The sequence below is a fragment of the Pseudohongiella sp. SYSU M77423 genome (genome assembly GCF_029911965.1).
Classification (GTDB): Bacteria; Pseudomonadota; Gammaproteobacteria; order Pseudomonadales; family Pseudohongiellaceae; genus Pseudohongiella.
Genome location: NZ_JARYTH010000001.1, coordinates 35699 through 55803 on the forward strand (window position 1 = coordinate 35699; position 20105 = coordinate 55803).

15 protein-coding genes and 1 tRNA gene are annotated in these 20105 nt (G+C 53.6%); 6 read left to right on the forward strand and 10 right to left on the reverse strand.

Annotated features, from left to right (window positions below; genetic code table 11):
- Positions 1-60 precede the first annotated feature (60 nt).
- The 7 genes from QGM61_RS00175 to QGM61_RS00205 all read right to left on the reverse strand — a co-directional run bounded on the left by QGM61_RS00175 (position 61) and on the right by QGM61_RS00205 (position 6414).
- On the reverse strand, positions 61-519 hold the full coding sequence (locus tag QGM61_RS00175; protein WP_068812731.1) for an ATPase: 459 nt from the start codon (positions 517-519) through the stop codon (positions 61-63).
- Between the two features lie 75 nt (positions 520-594).
- Positions 595-822, reverse strand: coding sequence for a hypothetical protein (locus tag QGM61_RS00180; RefSeq protein ID WP_068812465.1), 228 nt, complete (start codon positions 820-822; stop codon positions 595-597).
- Positions 823-851: 29 nt separating this feature from the next.
- Positions 852-2138: an APC family permease gene (locus QGM61_RS00185; RefSeq protein ID WP_237134623.1), complete on the reverse strand. Its 1287-nt coding sequence runs from the start codon at positions 2136-2138 to the stop codon at positions 852-854.
- 163 nt (positions 2139-2301) lie between these two features.
- Positions 2302-3180 carry a copper resistance D family protein gene (locus QGM61_RS00190; RefSeq protein WP_237133478.1) on the reverse strand — a complete coding sequence of 293 codons (879 nt, stop codon included), beginning with the start codon at positions 3178-3180 and terminating at the stop codon, positions 2302-2304.
- 1 nt (position 3181) lies between these two features.
- Entirely contained in the window at positions 3182-3631 is a 450-nt protein-coding gene (locus tag QGM61_RS00195) for a copper resistance protein CopC (protein WP_070116100.1), read from the reverse strand.
- Positions 3632-3658: 27 nt separating this feature from the next.
- Positions 3659-4624 (reverse strand): copper resistance protein B, encoded by a 966-nt coding sequence (locus QGM61_RS00200; protein WP_281131448.1) that lies wholly within the window; start codon positions 4622-4624, stop codon positions 3659-3661.
- Positions 4624-6414 carry a copper resistance system multicopper oxidase gene (locus tag QGM61_RS00205; RefSeq protein WP_237133476.1) on the reverse strand — a complete coding sequence of 597 codons (1791 nt, stop codon included), beginning with the start codon at positions 6412-6414 and terminating at the stop codon, positions 4624-4626. The genes QGM61_RS00200 and QGM61_RS00205 overlap by 1 nt, the downstream gene beginning before the upstream one ends.
- A gap of 199 nt (positions 6415-6613) precedes the next feature.
- Between QGM61_RS00205 and QGM61_RS00210 the strand changes: the two genes are divergently transcribed.
- The 6 genes from QGM61_RS00210 (at position 6614) to QGM61_RS00235 (ending at position 15399) form a co-directional block, all read left to right on the forward strand.
- Complete coding sequence (locus QGM61_RS00210) at positions 6614-7306, forward strand: heavy metal response regulator transcription factor (RefSeq protein WP_281131449.1); 693 nt, start codon at positions 6614-6616, stop codon at positions 7304-7306.
- Complete coding sequence (locus tag QGM61_RS00215) at positions 7293-8696, forward strand: heavy metal sensor histidine kinase (protein WP_281131450.1); 1404 nt, start codon at positions 7293-7295, stop codon at positions 8694-8696. Before QGM61_RS00210 ends, QGM61_RS00215 begins: the two co-directional genes overlap by 14 nt.
- A gap of 2 nt (positions 8697-8698) precedes the next feature.
- Positions 8699-9316: a hypothetical protein gene (locus QGM61_RS00220; protein WP_237133473.1), complete on the forward strand. Its 618-nt coding sequence runs from the start codon at positions 8699-8701 to the stop codon at positions 9314-9316.
- Between the two features lie 83 nt (positions 9317-9399).
- Positions 9400-10725 (forward strand): TolC family protein, encoded by a 1326-nt coding sequence (locus tag QGM61_RS00225; protein WP_237133472.1) that lies wholly within the window; start codon positions 9400-9402, stop codon positions 10723-10725.
- Between the two features lie 31 nt (positions 10726-10756).
- Entirely contained in the window at positions 10757-12268 is a 1512-nt protein-coding gene (locus QGM61_RS00230; RefSeq protein WP_281131451.1) for an efflux RND transporter periplasmic adaptor subunit, read from the forward strand.
- Positions 12265-15399, forward strand: coding sequence for an efflux RND transporter permease subunit (locus tag QGM61_RS00235; RefSeq protein WP_281131452.1), 3135 nt, complete (start codon positions 12265-12267; stop codon positions 15397-15399). Before QGM61_RS00230 ends, QGM61_RS00235 begins: the two co-directional genes overlap by 4 nt.
- Positions 15400-15601: 202 nt before the next feature.
- On the opposite strand, the gene QGM61_RS00240 is transcribed toward QGM61_RS00235, so the two are convergent.
- The 3 genes from QGM61_RS00240 to QGM61_RS00250 all read right to left on the reverse strand — a co-directional run bounded on the left by QGM61_RS00240 (position 15602) and on the right by QGM61_RS00250 (position 19762).
- Positions 15602-15678: transfer RNA gene (locus QGM61_RS00240), tRNA-Arg, on the reverse strand.
- Positions 15679-15770: 92 nt separating this feature from the next.
- Positions 15771-18113 (reverse strand): CHASE domain-containing protein, encoded by a 2343-nt coding sequence (locus QGM61_RS00245; RefSeq protein ID WP_281131453.1) that lies wholly within the window; start codon positions 18111-18113, stop codon positions 15771-15773.
- Between the two features lie 26 nt (positions 18114-18139).
- Positions 18140-19762, reverse strand: coding sequence for a M48 family metalloprotease (locus QGM61_RS00250; RefSeq protein ID WP_237133468.1), 1623 nt, complete (start codon positions 19760-19762; stop codon positions 18140-18142).
- Positions 19763-20105 lie beyond the last annotated feature (343 nt).

Below are 20105 nucleotides of genomic sequence, written 5' to 3' on the forward strand. Positions count from 1 at the left end.
TGCTAAGTTCCGAAAACCGTGATTAATTGGGGGTCGTGTTGCCAGAATCAGTAATCACGCTTACAAATCATCCATCCGTCCGAGTTGCCGAACCAGCAGCTTTGTTTCATTCTCCTCCATGTCGAGCAGCAGTTGCATCAGCTCTGCAGCTTCTGGGATCTCTGCCTTGCGCAGCAGAGTGCGGTACAACTCAATGACTTGCTCATGAAAATCGATGACTTCAGCGCTGATCGCATCAGCATCCATTTTCGCGTAGTGATCATCACAATCGAGATGTGTCTTAATCGGATTATGAGGAATGTAATCGTAGACATACGTCTTTGCCGCCTTGGGATCAGCCTGATGTTCAAAGCCAGCCACCATTTTTTCCATGGCAGTTTCACAGGACGCAAGATACTCCAGCAGCATGGCCGTGCGCTCTTCATGGTGCAATTTCGCACAGTGTGACAGGCATTGCGCCAGTTGCGCATGCAATGAGCGGGACCATTCGATCAGATCGAAAAACGTTTTGATTTCCATGCCAGATGTTTCCTTGATAAATATTACGTTACGTTCGCTGATCATTATTAATTCAGCGATTAGATACCAGGTTATTCACTCATCATGTCGCCGGGCTTTCTCCGCCGGCCATTGAGCAAAAGCAAGAAAGTACAACAGAACCAGATTCACCAAGGGTATCAGTATCAAAAATCCTAAAAAACCTGGATACCCTGTACGTTGACATATACGCCACGCCGGGATCACAGCCACAATTGCGATTACCAGCATCCACAGCCAGTGTTCTGCCCACATTGTATTTCCCGCCATTTCATTCCCCATCATGGTGCTATCCTCCATTTCATTTTTCGTTTTTAGTGATGACCTTCATGAGATTCGTCACCCCCGGCATCTCGTGCCTCCGAAGTTCTCTTGAGAAAGATTTGCTCGGCAACTGCAATCACGATCATTGCAACAACTGCAACCCCGATTACGAAGGGGTCCGTGTTCAGCTTAACCCAGACGAAACCACCAAGCGCGAGCAAATCAAGCAGAATCGCCACAACAGGCACCCAAGCATTGGCATTTATATCCTCGCGTAAATAACGCAGCACTCCCCAATGGATGGCAATGTCCATGATCAGGTAAAACACAATACCCAGCGCAGCTATTCGGGACAGATCGAAAAATGCAGTTAAAACCAGCCCCAAAACTACGGTGTAGACCAGTGTGTGTTTCTGTATACTGCCGGGCATACCAAAGTGGCGATGCGGAACAAGCTTCATTTCTGTCAGCATGGCTAACATACGTGACACTGCAAATACGCTGGCAAGGATTCCGCCGGCAGTGGCCATCATGGCAATGGCTACCGTGAACCACACACCATACTCACCCAGCGCTGGCCGTGCGGCGGCGGCAAGCGAATAGTCTCGTGTCTCGATGATTTCGGCAAGCGAGAGGTTGCTCGCAACCGCAAAGCCTACCAGGGTGTAGATCACCACACAGGCTGCAATGGAAATCACTATGGCGCGTCCGACGTTCCGTGTTGGGTCCTTAACCTCCGAGCCACTATTGGTAATCGTGGTGAAGCCTTTGAAAGCCAAAATACCCAGAGCGGTAGCGCCCAGAAAGTTGCCGACTGTGCCTGTTTCTCTTGAGTTCGAGAAATCAACAGCGAGGCTGTCTGCTATCCATACCCCCACTAATCCGAAAATCAGTATACCGCCTATCTTCAGGATCCCGATAAAAGAGGCGACACCCTGAATCCATCGATTCCCGGACAAGTTGACCAAAAAGGCTGCAACTATTAGAGACACGCCCAACACAGGAATCATCAGACCAGTATCATCACCGCCAAAGAGTTGTATGGTATACGCGCCAAATGTACGTGCCAGGAAACTTTGCGCAATTACCATTGAAAAGTACATTAACAAAGCATTGAACGCGGTAGGTAGTCGGTTCCCGTATGCCTTGTGCAGGTACATACCAATGCCACCGGCAGACGGATAGGCATTGGATATCTTGATGTAAGAATACGAACTGAAGCTCACGATTACCGCGGCAGCCAGAAATGCCAACGGAAACAATACGCCCGTCATTTGTGCCATCTGCCCTGTCAACGCGAAGATACCTGCACCTATCATGACACCAGTGCCCAGCATCACGATGCCGCCCAACGTTAAACTGTCTTTGGCGTAGCTTGATTTGCGATCATTTTTGTCGTCGAATACCATGGTCAACGCTCTCCTGTATTAGCGGATTAGCCTGTCGGGCCGGATTCGAGATTTAATTTATGCCTCCTCCCCTTGCGCACGGTGGACGGCATTAAGGTCCAACATTCGTAGTCAAATGGACCGTCATGGCCAGTATCCCCAGCGCCATTACCATTTCCAACCCAATAGAGCGAGCCAGACTTTGTCTGCCAGTGTCTACGTACAGACGAGAGACAAGAAAAAATTTATTTAAAGCGCCCAGCGTCAACAGAGCAACCACAGCAAGTAGTTTAATAAGCATGGCTTGACCATACGGGGTACTGAACAATTGGTCGATTGAGGACAGTAGCTGAGTCAGCAAATACACGCCCGCAGTGAGCAACAAAGCCACTAAATAGATGGCAAACCGACCAAATTTTTCCATAACAGTCTTTAACTTTGCACTCGAAACATCTGCGTTGCACAAAAGCCACAAGGGATACAAAGACCCTATCCACAGAAGAGCGGCTGCAACATGAATCACAATGCTCAGACGGGGAAGAATGCCAAGTTCGGCGATATGCCCCATCATAGTAAACGAAAAAAACAGTGATGCCAGAGCGCTAAGGCCAAACACAACGTACAGGTAGTAGAGCCGAGATCGTTCACGATATTGCCACATTAGCATCGCGGCAATCGCGATCGTAAAACCGGCGAACCTTGTCCCTGTGGCATAGCCGAGTGGTGACTGACCGATGATCAAAGCCATTTGAGGATCAAACATGCCACGCAACCCGTTTTGATTGATTGCGCCGAGCTGCGTTAGAAATGTCACCATTGTCGCCACAGCTCCAAGCATTGCCCCAAGGATGATATAGCGACGCATTCGCCCGCTGATGTCGTCTCCGAAATCCCGGCTCAGATAAAGACTGAATGTACCACCAGAAACAGTGCTTGCGCCAACCAGGACAAGCAATTTACTGACCAAGTACCAGATATCCCAGGGGCTCATATCAGTGAGCGTGCCCGTGTTCGGAGTGCCCCATATCGGATGTGTCCTCGCTCTGCATATTTTGCATATGATTGCCGTGCGCAGACATCGCGTCCGACGTCAGGGTGAAATCAGAGCTGCCGTCCATCGTGTGGCCGTCAGCCCCCATAATTGTCCATTCCACCTCGTATTGTCCTTGTTGAAGGTTTGTCAGTGGCACAACAAATTGACGCTTCGTGTCGGCGGTGGGATTAAATCCAATATCTATTGAGTGTTGTCCTGCATGCAAAAGGGCCAGACGCAAAAGTCGAACATCTGCATTAAAGTTTAGTTCCAATGCAGATAGCGGCATATTGATCACGGCACCCTCCGCTGGAACGATTTCGGAGAGCTCTGTATGGGCCCGCAACGCACCCGTTTGCAACAAAATCAAGCTCGACAGTAAAATTGTCAACCGGTTTACTTTTCTCATATTCATTTCCCGATAATGTATTGATTGTTAAAACCAGAACCGAACACCCGCCACCAGGCGAGTGTCACGCACCGGCGCCCCCTCTGCTCTTTGGTAGTCAGCAGTTTTACCATAACTCCCTGTCCACTCGAATCCGAAATAGGGCGCGAATTGACGTGAAAACTCATAACGTAGCCGCATTCCTAAAGCAGAAGTTGAAAGACCGCTTCCCACCCCATTCGATAAATCGTCGTTACCATAAAACGTCAATTCGGCTCGTGACTGCAAAATTAACCGCTGCGTAAACAATAGTTCGTATTCAGCCTCGAAGGTCAGCGCTGAGCGCCCACCTTCCGCAATATATGCCGTTGCATCAAGTTCGAACCAGTATGGTGCGAGTCCTTGGATACCAACTGCCAGCCATTGGCGATCCTCACCCTCATCATTGTTATCGAAACGCACACCCAGTTGTGTGTCGAAATAGGCATTCAGGGCACGCGCCCAAAGCAGGTCTGTCTCACTTTCCTTTAATGTGCCCTCCTCGACTTCGCCTTCTAGTTTGACAACAGCTTTGTTGTAGGTGGACCCATACCAGCCTTGAAGATCAAACACAGCGGTCTTGTTGTCTGGATCATATTCCAACCGGTCGCCCAACACTGACCAGAACTGATGCTCATCGGCCAGTTTCAGTTGCCGTGGACCTGGTCGGGCGTAGGGCCCCTCAGTTAGCGAATAACCATCGGAGTACGCATGGGGGTCTCGCGCGTCCGCAGGTGCTTCCGCTCCTTGCATCTGCATCTGACCGTGGTTCATAACGCCATTATTAGTCGCAGGACTTTCCGAAGAAGCCGTTGCCATCTCTGAGTCCGCATGCCCTGCATGGGCGTCTACCATCGGGTTCAGGTTATGCCCGGCATGTGGGTCATTCGGCTGCGCCCAAAGCGCAACTGGCATGATCAACGAACCAAAAACCATCAAGACTCTACTAGAGCTGCAAATGTTAATTTTATACATCACGATACAACCACCTCCCGGAACATGCCTGCGTCCATGTGAAACAATAAATGGCAGTGCCAGGCCCAACGCCCAAGGTCATGAGGGGTGGTGAGAAAGCTTATTCGTTGTGCCGGCTGCACCGGAATCGTATGACGCCGCACAAGGAAGTCACCCTGGTCGTTCTCCAGGTCGCTCCACATCCCATGCAGGTGCATGGGATGGGTCATCATGGTGTCGTTTTGCAGAATCACCCGAATCCTCTCTCCATGTTTCATTGATATCGGGGTACTCTGGCCGAACTCTAGTCCATCAAAAGACCAACTATACCGTTCCATGTTGCCCGTCAAATGCAACTCGATCTCCCGAGTCGGCAGTCTCTGATCAACTGGTCCGCCGATAGTCTTCAAATCGGCAAGGGTTAACACACGTCGACCATTTTGTCGAAGACCAACGCCCGGGTCGTCTAAATTGGTACGGGGCGTATGGACAAGCATATCTACAGATGGCCCGTATTCGGAACGCGCGTGGTTGACGCTGGACGAGGGTATGGCTAAAGGATTGGAATGCATGACATGCTGACTGTGGTCCATCGCCATTTCACCGTGGTCCATGTCCATACCCATGTCATTGTGATTCATGCCGGCGTGATCCATCGAACCCATCATATCGCGCATTGCCAGCCATTCTACGGCATCAAGCGCCGGTGTCGGTGCCGTAAGTCCATGCCGAACTGCGAGTGTGCCTCTGGCGTAGCCGGTACGCTCCATGCTTTGCGAAAAGATCGTATAGGCGTCATTTTCGGGCTCTACCACCACATCATAGGTTTCCCCGGGCCCAAACCGAAACTCATCAACAGAAACTGGTTCGACATTTTGACCGTCGGCCTGGACTACGGTCATTTTCAAGCCAGGAATTCGAATATCATAAAAGCTATTGCCAGCAGCATTGATAAATCGCAATCGAACTCGTTCGCCGGGTGAGAACAGGCCCGTCCAGTTGCCTGCTGGTGTTTGACCATTCATCAGGTAGGTTAAGGTTGAGGCAGATAGATCGCCCAGATCAGTAGGATTCATGCGCATCTGATTCCACATGCGACGCTTGTTGAGAGCACCCGCCAAGCCTAGCGTCGATACGTCGCGCATAAAACCAGGCACAGTAGGCTGATTGAAGTTGTAGACATCGCTTTGGACTTTCAGTTTGCTAAACACCCGCATTGGGTCTTCGTCAGTCCAATCGGACAACTGCACCACATAGTCTCGGTCTGCTCGTATAGTTTCGCCGTCACGAGGCTCTACAATCAAAGCACCGTACATTCCCGTAATTTCCTGAAAACCGCTATGAGAGTGATACCAATATGTACCGCTTTGCTGAAGCGTGAACCGGTACTCAAAGGTTTCTCCAGGCGCTATGCCGTCAAAACTTATGCCCGGCACTCCATCCATCTGGTAGGGTAAGATGATGCCGTGCCAATGAATGGAAGTCGCTACTGCCAGATGATTGGTCACACGAATGGTGACTTCCTCACCTTCGCGCAGACGCAATGTCGGCGCCGGTATAGAGCCGTTGATAGTCGTTGCCATACGGACTTCACCGGTAAAGTTCACCGGCGACTCAGCTATCACAAGCTCAATTTGATTGCCGCTGAGCACGGGCGCCGTACCCGTGTGAGTCAACGTCGCGCCTGCCCGGCTGGCAGCCTGCAACACTGCGGGAAAGGCCGCCAGCACGCCACCAGCAGCCAAGCCCTGTACGAACCTTCGCCGGTTTACATTGATTGGGAATGGAAATGGTTGTTCAGACTTTTTCATAGGAGCAGCTCCTTTCGCCGATGCCTTTATCGTCAATACGTTTATAGTGCCGATACAATCCAGTTGAGAGTTGACAAGGGTAGCGAAATCGACCTGTCCAGAGGATGACGTCTACATTACATTGTTGTAATCGTCGTGTAATCTGACTGTCGGATGCAGTAATCTATAGTGGCAAGGCACTAATCAGGAGAGGCACGCTATGCGATTGCTCGTAGTGGAAGACGAAACAAAGACTGGCAACTACATTCGCCAGGGCCTATCTGAGGCTGGCTTTGTCGTTGAGCTAGTTCGCAACGGCCTGGACGGATACCACTTGGCCATGACAGAGTCTTTTGACCTGATTATCCTCGATGTAATGCTCCCGGATGTAGACGGGTGGCGCATCATGCAATCTTACCGAGATGCTGGGCATCAGACCCCTGTGTTGTTCCTTACTGCTCGGGACTCTGTCGATGATCGCGTCAAAGGCCTGGAATTGGGCGCCGACGACTACCTTGTAAAACCCTTTGCATTTACCGAGTTACTGGCCAGGATACGAACTTTACTCCGCCGACGATCCATGGCTTCACCAGCAGAGCAGATTCAGGTGGCGGACCTGACACTTGATCCGCTCAAACATCGTGTATCACGCGCAGGCAAGAGAATACTCCTGACCCAGAAGGAATTTTCGCTATTGGAACTCCTGGCGCGTCGCCCAGGTGAAGTGCTACCGCGCTCACTCATAGCCTCCCAAGTGTGGGACATGAACTTTGATTCAGACACTAATGTTATCGATGTAGCGATTCGCCGCCTGCGCGCCAAGATCGACGACAATTTTCAGCCTAAATTGATTCATACCGTTCGTGGGATGGGATACAAAATGGACCTGGAATCCAACGATGAAACCCATTAGTCGATACCCACTCCCCCTTGCTGCGCGAGTCATGCTGTTCGTTGGCCTGACCATTGGTCTGAGTTTTATGCTGATTGGCACTCTGGTGCTGAATGCTGTGGAGCATCATTTCTCCGAGCAAGATGCTAGTGAACTTGTAGTAATGTCCAGCGCCGTGACGAATGCACTGGAAAATGCAGGAAATCAGCCCGATCGCCTGCGCGCGGCCCTATCCAATGCCATCTCCGGTCATCATGGTGTGTATTTTCAAGTAAGAAATAACAACGAAGAGATCCTGTACCAAACTGTCGGAGCAGGGTCGGGTTTGGCGCAAGCGGGACGTATCCTGACACCAACCGATGTGATACAACCTGGCAATTTACAAACCTGGCGCGAAGGCACCAAGACGTACAGAGGGGTGCTCAGCCAGCTAGAAGTCTCTGGACAGAACTACACCATCATTAGCGCCATTGACATGAGCTTTCACCTACAGTTTCTGCGAGACTTTCGGCAAAGCTTATTGATCATCATGAGTCTGGCTGGCGTTATAACTTTATTGGCTGCAGGCTATGGTGTACATCAGGCCCATGCCCCACTACGTGGTCTGTCTGCAAAAATGGGCGACATTCAAGCAGACAAACTACACGTGCGACTCGATCCATCCGCAATTCCGTCGGAGCTGAAAGATCTGGTGACATCTTTTAACCATATGATCGGTCGTTTGGAGGACAGTTTTACTCGTCTATCGCATTTTTCCGCTGACATTGCTCACGAGCTAAGAACCCCCCTTACCAATCTTATTACTCAGACCCAGGTTGGACTAGGCAAGGCCAGGACGCTCGAGAAATATCGCGAACTACTATACTCCAATCTAGAAGAGCAGGAGCGGCTAGCCAAAATGGTCAATGATATGCTTTGGCTTGCGAAAAGTGATCATGGCCTGCTCAAACCCGAGCAAGTACCCCTCAACCTGACCAATGAAGTTAATGAACTTTTTGATTTTTTCGAAGCACTGGCAGAAGAGAGAAATATCCGCCTGACGCTGGAGGGTTGCGCACCTATGACCATGGGTGACCGCGCCATGCTGAGACGAGCTATTTCCAACTTGTTGTCGAATGCCATCCGGTATACTCCACCGGGGAAAGAGGTGAAGGTTTTGCTCGACAACGCCTCTCACCACGAAATGTCGCTTAGTGTACAGAATCCTGGCCCCATGATTCCCGCCGAATACTTGTCCCATTTGTTTGACCGCTTTTATCGAGTTGAACCCTCTCGTGTAAGACAGGGTGAAGGCGCAGGTCTGGGGCTAGCTATTGTCAGATCCATCGTTGAAGCACATGGTGGGCATGTGGAGGCTTCTTCTGTCCGGGATAAGACGTCTTTCACACTCTTTTTACCGGTAAAATCCTAAAATTGTTCCTGCCGTTAGGCGAGCACAATTTTTTAACATCTCGCCGATACTATCCAGATCAATGCAATGAATATACTTCGCCGGTAAAGCTTGGTAAGCTATTAATTGGAGTGGATATCGTTGCTTCACTAAACTCAGCCAGATGTGGCACTTTCTGTACCTTTGTCGTTATAGTCATGCATAGAAATACAAAATATCGCCAGTTACTCACATGGTTTTTTGTAGCCAGCCTGCTTCTGAATGTTCAGTCGACTTTCGCCTGCACGATGATGCCGGATATGCCTGATCTACCGCAGCCTGCGCACGAGTGCTGCCTTGCTATGCACAAAAACAAGGTAACTGAAAAACCGGATACTCCCGCCTCGTCCAGTGATACTTGTTTTACACTGAAGGTATCATTACAGCTCAAAGCTTCGCCCGAGGCTGATGCGGACCCCGGCAACGACCACGCCCTGCTCAAGGACAAACCGGGAACACAAAATCTGGCGCCAGTCATGGCCTTGCTGGTCTTCACTTTGCTGCAGACAGCGCAAACTGGCGGCTATGCTGTGCCGTCCAACGACCGAGATCACAGCACTCCCCTGCCAGTCTACCAGGCAACCCAGCGCTACCGTATTTAACAGAACTCCTTAGTTACAACTACTTCAGAGCGGCAGCACACGCCTGCCGTTCCTGGTTTTTGTTCGATGACGGAGTTCTGCCCATGCACCATACAAACACACAAATCGGTTCGTATTTTGTTTCCCGATTAACAGCCGCCCTGATTCCACTTGGGCTGGCAATCACGCTCGTTTCCCTGCCCGCAAGTGCGCAGCAGACCGAAGGGTTTACCCCCGAAGGTCTGATTCGGGAGATTCTCCAACTGAATCCCGGTCTGGCTGCTCAGCGACTTGAGACACTGGCCCGCGAGGAACAAATTGTCAGCGCCGGCGCACTTGACGACCCCCGGGTAAACTATGCCATTGCCCCGGCGAGCATCGGCGACAACATCCCCAGTGCGCTGGGAGATACCCTGGGCGTACGTCAGGTTATTCAACTCAGTCAAAATTTCCCGTGGGCGGGCAAACGGCAATTGCGCACGGAGGTCGCGCAAGCGCAAAGCACAGCCGCTCATCTGATGACCCAGGATCTGCAATTGCAACTGATCGCCGCCGGCCGGCGTCACTGGGCAAGCTGGTGGGATGTTCACCAGGCATTAACCATCAACCGTGAACAGCAACAGTTGCTTACCGAACTGGAGAAAGTGATCGAAACCCAGTACGCCAGCGGCAGCGGCCTGCAACAGGATCTACTTCAGGTGCAAACGGCCAGGATTCAGGCGGATCATCGCGACATAGTCCTTGAACAGCAGGCCAGGCGCATCCGGGCCCGCATCAATGCCTTGCGCAATCGCCCGGCAGCGGCTGAGCTCGCCGCCACCGAGGAGCAACCGCAACCGCCAACGTTGCCAGCCGACACAGTGCTGCACAGCTGGCTGGAAGAAGCCAATCCCGCACTGCGGGGGGCTCGGGCTGAGGCCGATGCTGCGCGCGCAGACCGGGACCTGACCTATAAAAACGACTTCCCCGACGTACAGGTCAATGTGGGTTACAACGAACTGTGGAATGCCAGCGACCTGCGCCTGCAGGTGGGCGTATCAGTCAACATACCCCTGGATTTTGGCAAGCGCTCTGCACGCAAAGCCGCGTCAGACTACCAACTTAACAGTGCCCGAACCGACATCCAGTATCTTCACAATCAGCTGCTTGCCGAGCTTGAACAAGCACTATCACGCGCCGAGGAAGCCCAACACGCCATCGAGTTGTGCCGTGAGCAGTTGATACCTATCGCACAGCAATCACTGACAGCGTCACAGTCTGACTATCAGGAGGGCATCGCGGATTTCTCCAATGTTATTCAGGCTGAGCAGGCCCTGCTTGAGGCCCGACTACTGTTATCCCGCTCCATGGCCGACCAGTATCAGGCCCATGCAGAAATAGATCGACTGGTAGGCGGGCGGCTTTGGCCCTTTGAGTTCTCTGGTCACTAAAACTGCGGCATCTGCTGAAGAGAGAAGAATCATGAACACACGAAACATGTTACTTGCCGGAATCGTAGTCGCTGCACTGATTTTGGTAGCTGCCTATTTCATTTTAATGCCCCAGCAAGCCAATATCTCTGCTGAGCATGCATCATCGACAACAAGGCAGCCCCTGTATTGGGTCGCCCCGATGGACCCGGATTATCGACGCGACGAACCGGGGCTCTCCCCTATGGGGATGGAACTGGTGCCGGTTTATGAAGACAATGATGAAGATGCAAGCGTCACCATCTCAGCCACTGTTCAGCAGAATCTGGGTGTACGCCTGGGCATGGTTACCATGGGCGAGTTCCGGCAGCAGGCTGATGCTGTGGGTTATACCGCGTGGGATCAGTCAACTATTCAGATGCTGCACCCGCGCGCCGAGGGCTGGCTGGAACAGTTCAATGTGGCCAGCGTCGGTGATCGTGTCAGCGCTGGCCAGATCCTGTATCAGCTTTTTTCACCGCGACTGGTCAGTGCTCAGCGCGAATACCTCAACGCCGCCGGAAATGCCGTTCTTCGCAAGGCGGCTGAAGATCGACTGCTTGCGCTGGGTGTGACACCGGCGCAGGTAACGGAACTTGCCAGCAGCAATGAAGTCAGTGCCCAACTAGCCTATCGCGCCGAATCAGATGCGGTGGTATCGGCCATTGGTGCCCGCGAGGGCAGCTATGTGACACCGGCAGATACCATTCTGACGCTGGCCTCACTCGACCGGATATGGCTGGATGTCGAAGTACCGTCCACCGCCATGTCCTGGATGGAGGTGGGCTTGCCGGTCACTGCCGAATTCCCAGCATACTCCGCCGAACAATGGCAGGGTCAAGTCGCACTTGTCTATCCGGAACTTGATCCTGTCACCCGAAGTTTGCGGTTGCGGCTGGAAATCGACAATCCAGACCACAGGCTGAAACCCAATATGTTTGCCAGCGTCCAGGTGAAAGGCCCTACTCGACACAACGTCGTCAGTGTGCCAACAGAAGCGGTGATCCGCTCAGGTCAGGGTGCCCGGGTGTTGCTCGCCGCAGGCGATGGTCGTTTCACGGTACAGCCGGTTCGCACCGGTGTGACCCGCGGTGACCGGATTGAAGTCCTGGACGGGCTGAGCGATGGCATGCAGGTCGTTACATCGGGTCAGTTTCTGCTGGACTCCGAAGCTAATGGAGAGCAGGCAATGGCAAGACTTAACGCCGCTGGCTCTGATTCTGACCTCGACCCGGAACAGGTCAATGACCAGCAAGAAGACACAGGCACCGCCCCGGCCACGCTGACCGGCACCGGGACTATCCAAAGTATAAGCGACAACCGCGTGACGCTGGACCACGGTCCCATACCTGCTCTGAATTGGCCTTCAATGGTCATGGGATTCCAGATCATGTCCAGCGTTGATCTGTCTGATGTCGCCGAAGGCGATGAGATCGAATTCGACTTTATGCCGATGCCTGCCGGCGGCTACAGCATCACGGCGTTGCGCCCGGCGACAACGTCAGGCCCGGGAGACACGCCATGATTGAAGCTGTCATTCGCGCCTCCCTGCGCAATCGCGGGCTGGTATTGGTTGCCGCCCTGCTGTTGACCATGGCCGGGTTGCTGAACCTGCGCACCATGCCGGTCGATGCCCTGCCCGATCTGTCCGATGTTCAGGTCATCATCCGTACGCCTTTCGCTGGCCAGGCCCCGCAGGTGGTCGAGGACCAGGTCACCTATCCGCTGACTACCGCTATGCTGTCGGTGCCCGGCGCGGAGACAGTGCGCGGATTCTCGTTCTTTGGTGATTCCTACGTCTATATCATTTTCAGCGACGATACCGACCCTTATTGGGCACGCAGCCGGGTGCTGGAATACCTGAGTCAGGTCAGCTCGCGTCTGCCTGACGGCGTGACACCGGCGCTGGGCCCCGACGCTACCGGTGTCGGCTGGGTCTACGAATACGCCCTGGTGGACAGAAGCAATCAACATGATCTGTCGCAATTGCGCGCCATTCAGGACTGGTTTCTGAAATACGAACTGCAGACCGTGGCAGGTGTGTCAGAAGTTGCGTCAGTCGGTGGCATGGTCAAACAGTACCAGGTCATTGTTGATCCGGATCGGCTGAGTGCCTATGGCCTGACGCTGTCTGCGGTGAACCAGGCGATTCGGGCCGGCAACCAGGAAGTGGGCGGCTCAGTCATCGAGATGGCGGAAACCGAGTTTATGGTGCGGGCCACCGGTTACATTCAGGGGCTGGATGATCTGCGGGCCATTCCGTTAAAAGTTACACAAGACGGCACTGCGGTGTTGTTGGGCGATGTTGCCCGGGTGCAGACCGGTCCGCAGCTGCGCCGGGGTGTTGCCGACCTGAACGGTGAAGGCGAAGTGGCTGGAGGAATCGTGGTCATGCGCTCCGGTGAAAATGCCCAGGCCACCATCGCTGCCGTGAAACAGCGCCTGGCCGAGCTGCAGGCAAGCCTACCTGACGGGGTAGAAATAGTTCCCACCTATGACCGCTCGGAATTGATTGATCGATCAGTCGATAACCTGTACAGCAAGCTTCTGGAAGAGTTTGCGGTGGTCGCTTTTATCTGCGCCCTATTTTTGTTCCATCTACGCTCTTCGCTGGTGGCCATTGCCACACTGCCGTTGGGGATCCTGGCGGCACTGCTGATAATGCGCGGCCAGGACCTGAATGCCAACATCATGTCCCTTGGCGGCATTGCCATTGCCATTGGGGCGATGGTCGATGGCGCCATTGTCATGATCGAGAACGTGCACAAACATCTGGAACATCATCCCGAAAAGGCAAAAACCGATCGCTGGGGTGTCATTGCGAAGGCCTCTGCCGAAGTGGGTCCGGCCCTGTTTTTCTCACTGCTGATTATCACCTTCAGCTTTCTGCCGGTGTTCACCCTGGAGGCCCAGGAGGGCCGCCTGTTTGCCCCGCTGGCGTTCACCAAGACCTACGCGATGGCTGCCGCCTCTATTCTGTCAATCACTGTGGTGCCGGTACTGATGGGTTACCTGATTCGAGGCAAGATACTACCGGAGAACAAAAACCCGGTAAATCGACTGCTGAGCTGGATTTACCGGCCCGTGATCGGTCTGGTCATGCGTGCGCCCTGGGTGATGGTCGCCGCCGGTATCCTGGTGATGACTTCAGCGATCTGGCCGCTGTCCCGACTCGGTTCGGAGTTCATGCCACCACTGGATGAGGGTGACTGGATGTACATGCCCACCACCCGACCTGGACTGTCCATCGGTGAGGCTACCCAGTTGCTGCAGCAGACCGATCGCCTGATCAAATCGGTGCCGGAGGTGGCACAGGTGTTCGGCAAGATCGGGCGCGCCGATACGGCCACTGATCCGGCGCCCCTGAGCATGATAGAGACCATCATCCGCTTCAAACCTGAGTCGGAATGGCGTGAGGGCATGACCATCGAGAGCATCCGTGAGGAGATCCGGCGCACGGTGGATTTGCCAGGTGTCACCAATGCCTGGGTTATGCCGATCAAGACCCGTATCGATATGTTGGCCACCGGCATCAAGACACCGGTGGGTATCAAGATCGGCGGTCCCGAATTGCCGGTCATACAGAACATTGGTGCGGATATCGAGGCATTGCTACCGCAGGTGCAGGGAACCGCCAGCGTGTTTGCCGAACGGGTGGCCGGCGGGCGTTATGTTACCGTGGATATTGACCGGGCGGCAGCGGCCCGCCATGGCCTGAATATCGACGAGGTGCAGTCGGTTGTTTCTTCGGCGATCGGCGGCATGAACGTTTCCGAAACCATTGAGGGCCTAGAGCGCTTCCCGATCAATGTGCGCTACCCGCAGGAAATCCGCAACTCCATTGATGCCATCAGGGATCTGCCCGTACTAACATCGCAAAGGGCACGCATTCGTCTCGGTGACGTGGCACATATAGAAATAGAAGACGGACCACCGATGATAAAGAGCGAGAATTCGCGCCCTACCGGCTGGGTTTATGTGGACATCGCCGAGCGTGATATTGGCTCTTATGTCCAGGCCGCACAGCAACACCTGGCGGACAATCTGACTCTGCCCGCTGGTTATTCACTGACTTGGTCCGGGCAGTACGAATACATGGAGCGGGCAAAAGAGCGCTTGACGCTGGTGGTACCGCTGACCCTGCTGATTATTGCATTCCTGCTCTACATGGCGTTCCGCGGGCTGGCGGAAGTCTTGATCATCATGGCCACGCTGCCCATGGCGATTGCCGGTAGCTCCTGGTTACTGTGGTGGCTTGCCTTTGACCTGTCGGTTGCTGTCGCAGTGGGGTTTATCGCCCTGGCCGGTGTGGCGGTGGAAATCGGTGTCATCATGCTGATTTATCTGAACCAGCACCGCACACGCTACCTGGCTGAGGCGCATGAACAAGGCGGCCCGACTGTGGAGGGCTTACGAGATGCGATTGCCAAAGGCGCACTGCAACGCCTGCGCCCTGTGGTAATGACCGTCGCGGCCATCACAGTGGGCCTGCTGCCCATCATGCAGGGGCACGGCACCGGCGGTGAAATCATGCAGCGCATAGCAACACCGATGGTGGGCGGCATGATCAGCACCCTGGTGCTGACCCTGCTGGTGTTGCCTGCAGTGTATTTTTTATGGCAAAGGTGGCAACTGCACTCTGAACTCCTGAAGTAGCCGCACGCAAGGCAAGGCCCCTTCAGCATCATCAGGTGGGGGCTGCCTCACCATCGGAGTGTTTCCGAACGCCATAATTAATCGTGAACATAGGACTGTTATTGTGGTCATGGGAATTCCCGCAAACTCCCGCATTCTAACGGTTTCAAACCCGAGGACAGTCTACCTAAAGGATTTCAAACCATTGTTATAAAAGGAAATATGGCGCACCCGGAGAGATTCGAACTCCCGACCAAGTGGTTCGAAGCCACCTACTCTATCCAGCTGAGCTACGGGTGCATAACTTTTGGTGTTTTATTTTAATCACTGTCACCTGCAGTGGTTACGTGGGGCGGCATTATATAGTGATCAAATGCGAAGGTCACCTGTCATTATGCAGATTGTTCGTCTTCGGGCTTATACACTCGGTAATGGTTGCGACCGCCGCGTTTTACCTGGTATAGCGCAATATCCGCTTTTCGCAGTAATTCCTCGGCCGAGTCTGGATCATTCGGATCGAAGATAACGACACCAACGCTTAACGAGACCTTGAATTGCTGTAACCCTGTATCGAAGGGCTCTCGAATGGCATAAAACACCTTTCGTGCGACCAGCTCGGCATCCTCAGCAGAGCTGATTTCAGCCAGCAGCAGAACAAACTCGTCGCCACCCTGTCTCGCCAATGTGTCACTGGCACGAACGCTGTCGCCTAATTGTTTTGCGATCCACTTTAGCAGCTCATCTCCTACATCATGCCCGTACTGATCATTAACCTGCTTAAAGTGGTCAACATCGATAAACATAAGCGCAAACTTACGTTTGTGGCGCCGGCATAGAGCGATAGTTTGAGCCAGTCTCTGCTGAAGAAGTCTACGGTTAGGCAAGTCGGTGAGATCGTCGTGACTTGCCTGATAGGCCACTTTTTTTGCCAGTTCTTTGCGATCGGTAATATTTTCTATCTGGGAGACGAAGTGCAATGGATTGCCGTTCGCGTCCCTGACCAACGACACACTCAGTACGATCCATATCTGGGAGCCATCCTTGCAGAAATAGCGTTTTTCCATCTGGTAACTGGGTATCTTTCCCGCGACCAACGCATTTAGCAACTCCATGTCCCGGTCGAGATCTTCAGGATGGGTGATATCCTGAAACGTCAGCTTTAATAATTCACCTTCTTCGTATCCCAGCATGTCCAGCAATGCCTGGTTTACTTCCAGCCACTCACCCTGCAGGCCCACCAGCGCCATGCCGATCGCTGCAGTTCCAAATGCACCACGGAAGCGCTGATCACTCTCACTGAGCGCCAGCTCAAGCTTTTTCTGCCGGTCAATGTCAGTATGGGTGCCAATAGTCCGCGCTGCGTTACCCTCATTGTCTCTGGCAACGATTGCACCCTTGGTCAGAATCCAGCGCCAACTGCCATCTCGTGCAAGCATTCGATGTTGCACACTGTAAGTCGATGTCTTGCCGTCAATAAAATCTGCAACTGCGGCCTCTACATTTTCCAGGTCCTCTGGGTGGACCAGGCGCCGCCATTCCGAAAACTCGTTTTTTACTTCGTCCTCGGTGTAGCCAAGCATGGATTTCCATTCTTTATTATAGTTGACCTCATTGGTCAGGTTGTTCCAGTCCCAGACCCCGTGACCAGCGCCAGATAGTGCAGACTTCCAGCGAAACTCTGTTTCAGAAAGCTCGCGATTGATGACTGCCGCCCGGGCTTCAGCCCTTTCTCTGCCAGATGCCAGAGACCAGACCAGTATTGTCAGCAGCGCTGTCAACAACCCACCAACGAACATAACAACCTCAGGCTCAGCGCTCTGATGGTCTTGAATAAAACTGTCGTCTGCCAGAAACCTCACCGTCCAGATCCGCTGTGAGATTCTCAATTGCTCAGTGCGCGAAAAAGTCCACTCCGGCACAAAATCACTATCGTCAATGGTCGAATAGAGCAAGGCCCCTTCATTCATGTCAGGGCCATCGTAAACACTGAAAGCAATTGGGGATTCATTCAGGCGTATACCCTCCATCAGGATATCCATGCTAAACGGTGCATACACCCAACCATAGATATTGCTGGGGCTCGCCGCGGCCAGGCCGACTTCCCGTTCGTAGACCGGCAAATACAACAGCACGCCAGCAATGGGACCACGATCTGCGTCCTGAACCAGGCTGACTTTGCCCGAAAGCGTCAATTCACCACTGACTTGTGACTGATCCATCGCCTCGCGCCTGACCTGTTCAGAGTACATGTCATAGCCAAAGGCATTCAGGTTGTTGCCGCTAAACGGCTCGATAAAAACTATCGATGTATATCGATCACGGTCACCCGCCGGGTGAACCGAATAAAATGGGAAACCGCTCTCCTGGACTTGCTCGATATGCGCATCGAGTCTCTCTGGCTCTAGGTCCAGCGCGAATGCGATACCCAGAATGCCTGGGTAGTTTTCATCTAGAGCCAGCTCGTTGGCGTAATTGCTGAACTCCTCGCGATCGACACGATTGGAAGCAACAAATAGACCTTTCAGTCCACGGATCACCTGACCATAGGTCTCCATGCGCTCCTGGATTAGCTCCAGGCTCTCGCCGGTTTCCTCTTCGAAGCGATCCTGGTCTTCCAGGTTAACGGCACGTATGGCTCCTTGCCATGACAGAATTGTCAGCAATGCACCGACTATTAACACAGCCAATGTCAACGCGATAACTCGTGTGGAGCGGAACCACGACTCAGAGAACATTTTCGTCCGACTCAGCATCTTCTTTCTCAATTTACAGCGGCGCTGCGCACCAGCACCTGGGCCTGCACCGCCTGAGGCGGAACGTCGGCCGGCAACACCAGCCCGGAATCATAGTCTCGTGCATCACCAGCGGACAGGTTGCGAACGTCCACGACTCGCCGCACTCGCTCACGTCCCACACTGGCCTGCAGCTCCACTGAGGCCTGTGTGATAGTCATCGGTGCAGCATTACCCACTCGCACCATCACACGACCGTCATTGCTGACGTAGGCAGATGTCTGCAGATAGTTGGCCGGGTTGTCAGCCACATCCAGCCGCAGGAAGGCCGAACGGGCAGATTCACCGATGCTGCCGGGTGCTGAGGCCGCCTGCTGAAAATACTGCTTGGCGGCATTACGGTTGTTATCAGCCAGCGCCATGGTACCAAGCTCATTCATGGCCAGCGCCGTTGGCAGCAGCTCAACGCTGGCCTGCAAATCAGCCTGGGCTCGGCTGCGATTACCCTGCCGGGCGAAAGCCAGGCCCCGGCCAAGGTAATAGTCGAAATAGGCATCGTCCCGAGCCAGCGCGCTGTTGTAATGATCAATGGCTGCACTGTAGCGACGCTGCATCAGGGCGATATCACCATTCAAACCATGAAACCGTGCCTCCTGCGGTAGCATCGCGATGGCGTCATCCAGTTTTTGCTGAGCGTCTTCAACACGATCGTCGCGGACCAGCGTCATGGCCTCGTCAAATGCGTCGTAAGCGGGCTTTGTTTCCCGCAGGAAGGCCATTTGCTGCTGGTAACGCTGTTCGCCCTGCTCACCGCCGGTATAACCTTCAGCGCGCAATTGCGCGACCAACTGGCGGTTGTTCTGCACCCGTTCCTGAGACGGTGGGTGACTGGCAAACAGGCCCTGCAACCAACCCTGCTCTGTGCGCCCCTCGGAGAGGCGGACAAAGGTTTCCTGCAGGCGAACTGCGGCCTCAGGGTCATAACCGGCCTGGGCCAGATAGCGTGTGCCGTACAGGTCCGCTTCCCGCTCCGCCTCACGACCATAACTCTGGCTGATCAATTGGGCACCTAACGAGGCACCGCCTACAATGGCACCAGCATAAGCGTTATCGCTGGCGGCGATGGCAGTAACAGCCAATGCGCCCTGCAAAAGAACACCTCTTTCCATGGACTGCGCGCCATGCCTGGCTGCAGCATGCACCACTTCATGCCCCAGCACTGCTGCCAGTTCGGCCTCGCTATCCATTTCATACAGCAGGCCGCGATTGACGGCAATCTTGCCACCGGGCAGCGCCCAGGCATTGGGGACAGAGTTATTGAGTACCACAAATTCATAGGGCAGCTGGCGTGGACTGTGTCTGGCAACGCGCTGTCCCACCTCACTGACGTATGCGGTCAACTCGGGGTCAATCTTGAACTCTCCGCCCTGGCTTTGCTGGGTAGGACCATAATTCTCCTGCCCTATCGCCACTTCTTCCCGTTCGGATACCAGCGTGAGCTCGCGATCCCCGGTTACCGGATTGACGGCGCAGGCCTGCAGCACGCCCACACACGCCGCCATAACCGCCAGACGGCTGAACATGCCCGAGAACCCGGCTGGTAAAGCCGCAACCAGCGCTGTCTTGGATAATCGCCCCTGATTCATGTTCATTTTTGTGCCTCCCATCATCCGTCTTCTTTTTCTGTGTCTGATCGTACTCACTCTCTGGCCGATCGCACCCGCCACTCGCAGGCTCTATTACTGTCAGATTATCAGGCCTGTCACGGTCTTGGAATAAAACTTGTGTAAGTCCTGTCTCATGTTAACGAAGCCGGACGTAGTTCTATTCAGTTTTCGCCTGACTTTAGGAATTTGCCGTAGATACGCGTCAAATCATGAACCCGTTCACTGTCACGTTCTGTTGCAGGCCGGAGCTTCCTTGGGTTTGGCAAACGCGCTACTATCGGTTCCCCTAGATTCCCTTCTAATAAAAATAATCCAACTGTTCAGACCC

Coding starts and splice junctions, on each gene's coding strand:
- QGM61_RS00175 (WP_068812731.1), bottom strand. CDS start 519: ATGGAAATCAAAACGTTTTTCGATCTGATCGAATGGTCCCGCTCATTG.
- QGM61_RS00180 (WP_068812465.1), bottom strand. CDS start 822: ATGATGGGGAATGAAATGGCGGGAAATACAATGTGGGCAGAACACTGG.
- QGM61_RS00185 (WP_237134623.1), bottom strand. CDS start 2,138: ATGCTGGGCACTGGTGTCATGATAGGTGCAGGTATCTTCGCGTTGACA.
- QGM61_RS00190 (WP_237133478.1), bottom strand. CDS start 3,180: ATGAGCCCCTGGGATATCTGGTACTTGGTCAGTAAATTGCTTGTCCTG.
- QGM61_RS00195 (WP_070116100.1), bottom strand. CDS start 3,631: ATGAGAAAAGTAAACCGGTTGACAATTTTACTGTCGAGCTTGATTTTG.
- QGM61_RS00200 (WP_281131448.1), bottom strand. CDS start 4,624: ATGTATAAAATTAACATTTGCAGCTCTAGTAGAGTCTTGATGGTTTTT.
- QGM61_RS00205 (WP_237133476.1), bottom strand. CDS start 6,414: ATGAAAAAGTCTGAACAACCATTTCCATTCCCAATCAATGTAAACCGG.
- QGM61_RS00210 (WP_281131449.1), top strand. CDS start 6,614: ATGCGATTGCTCGTAGTGGAAGACGAAACAAAGACTGGCAACTACATT.
- QGM61_RS00215 (WP_281131450.1), top strand. CDS start 7,293: ATGAAACCCATTAGTCGATACCCACTCCCCCTTGCTGCGCGAGTCATG.
- QGM61_RS00225 (WP_237133472.1), top strand. CDS start 9,400: ATGCACCATACAAACACACAAATCGGTTCGTATTTTGTTTCCCGATTA.
- QGM61_RS00230 (WP_281131451.1), top strand. CDS start 10,757: ATGAACACACGAAACATGTTACTTGCCGGAATCGTAGTCGCTGCACTG.
- QGM61_RS00235 (WP_281131452.1), top strand. CDS start 12,265: ATGATTGAAGCTGTCATTCGCGCCTCCCTGCGCAATCGCGGGCTGGTA.
- QGM61_RS00245 (WP_281131453.1), bottom strand. CDS start 18,113: ATGTTCTCTGAGTCGTGGTTCCGCTCCACACGAGTTATCGCGTTGACA.
- QGM61_RS00250 (WP_237133468.1), bottom strand. CDS start 19,762: ATGAACATGAATCAGGGGCGATTATCCAAGACAGCGCTGGTTGCGGCT.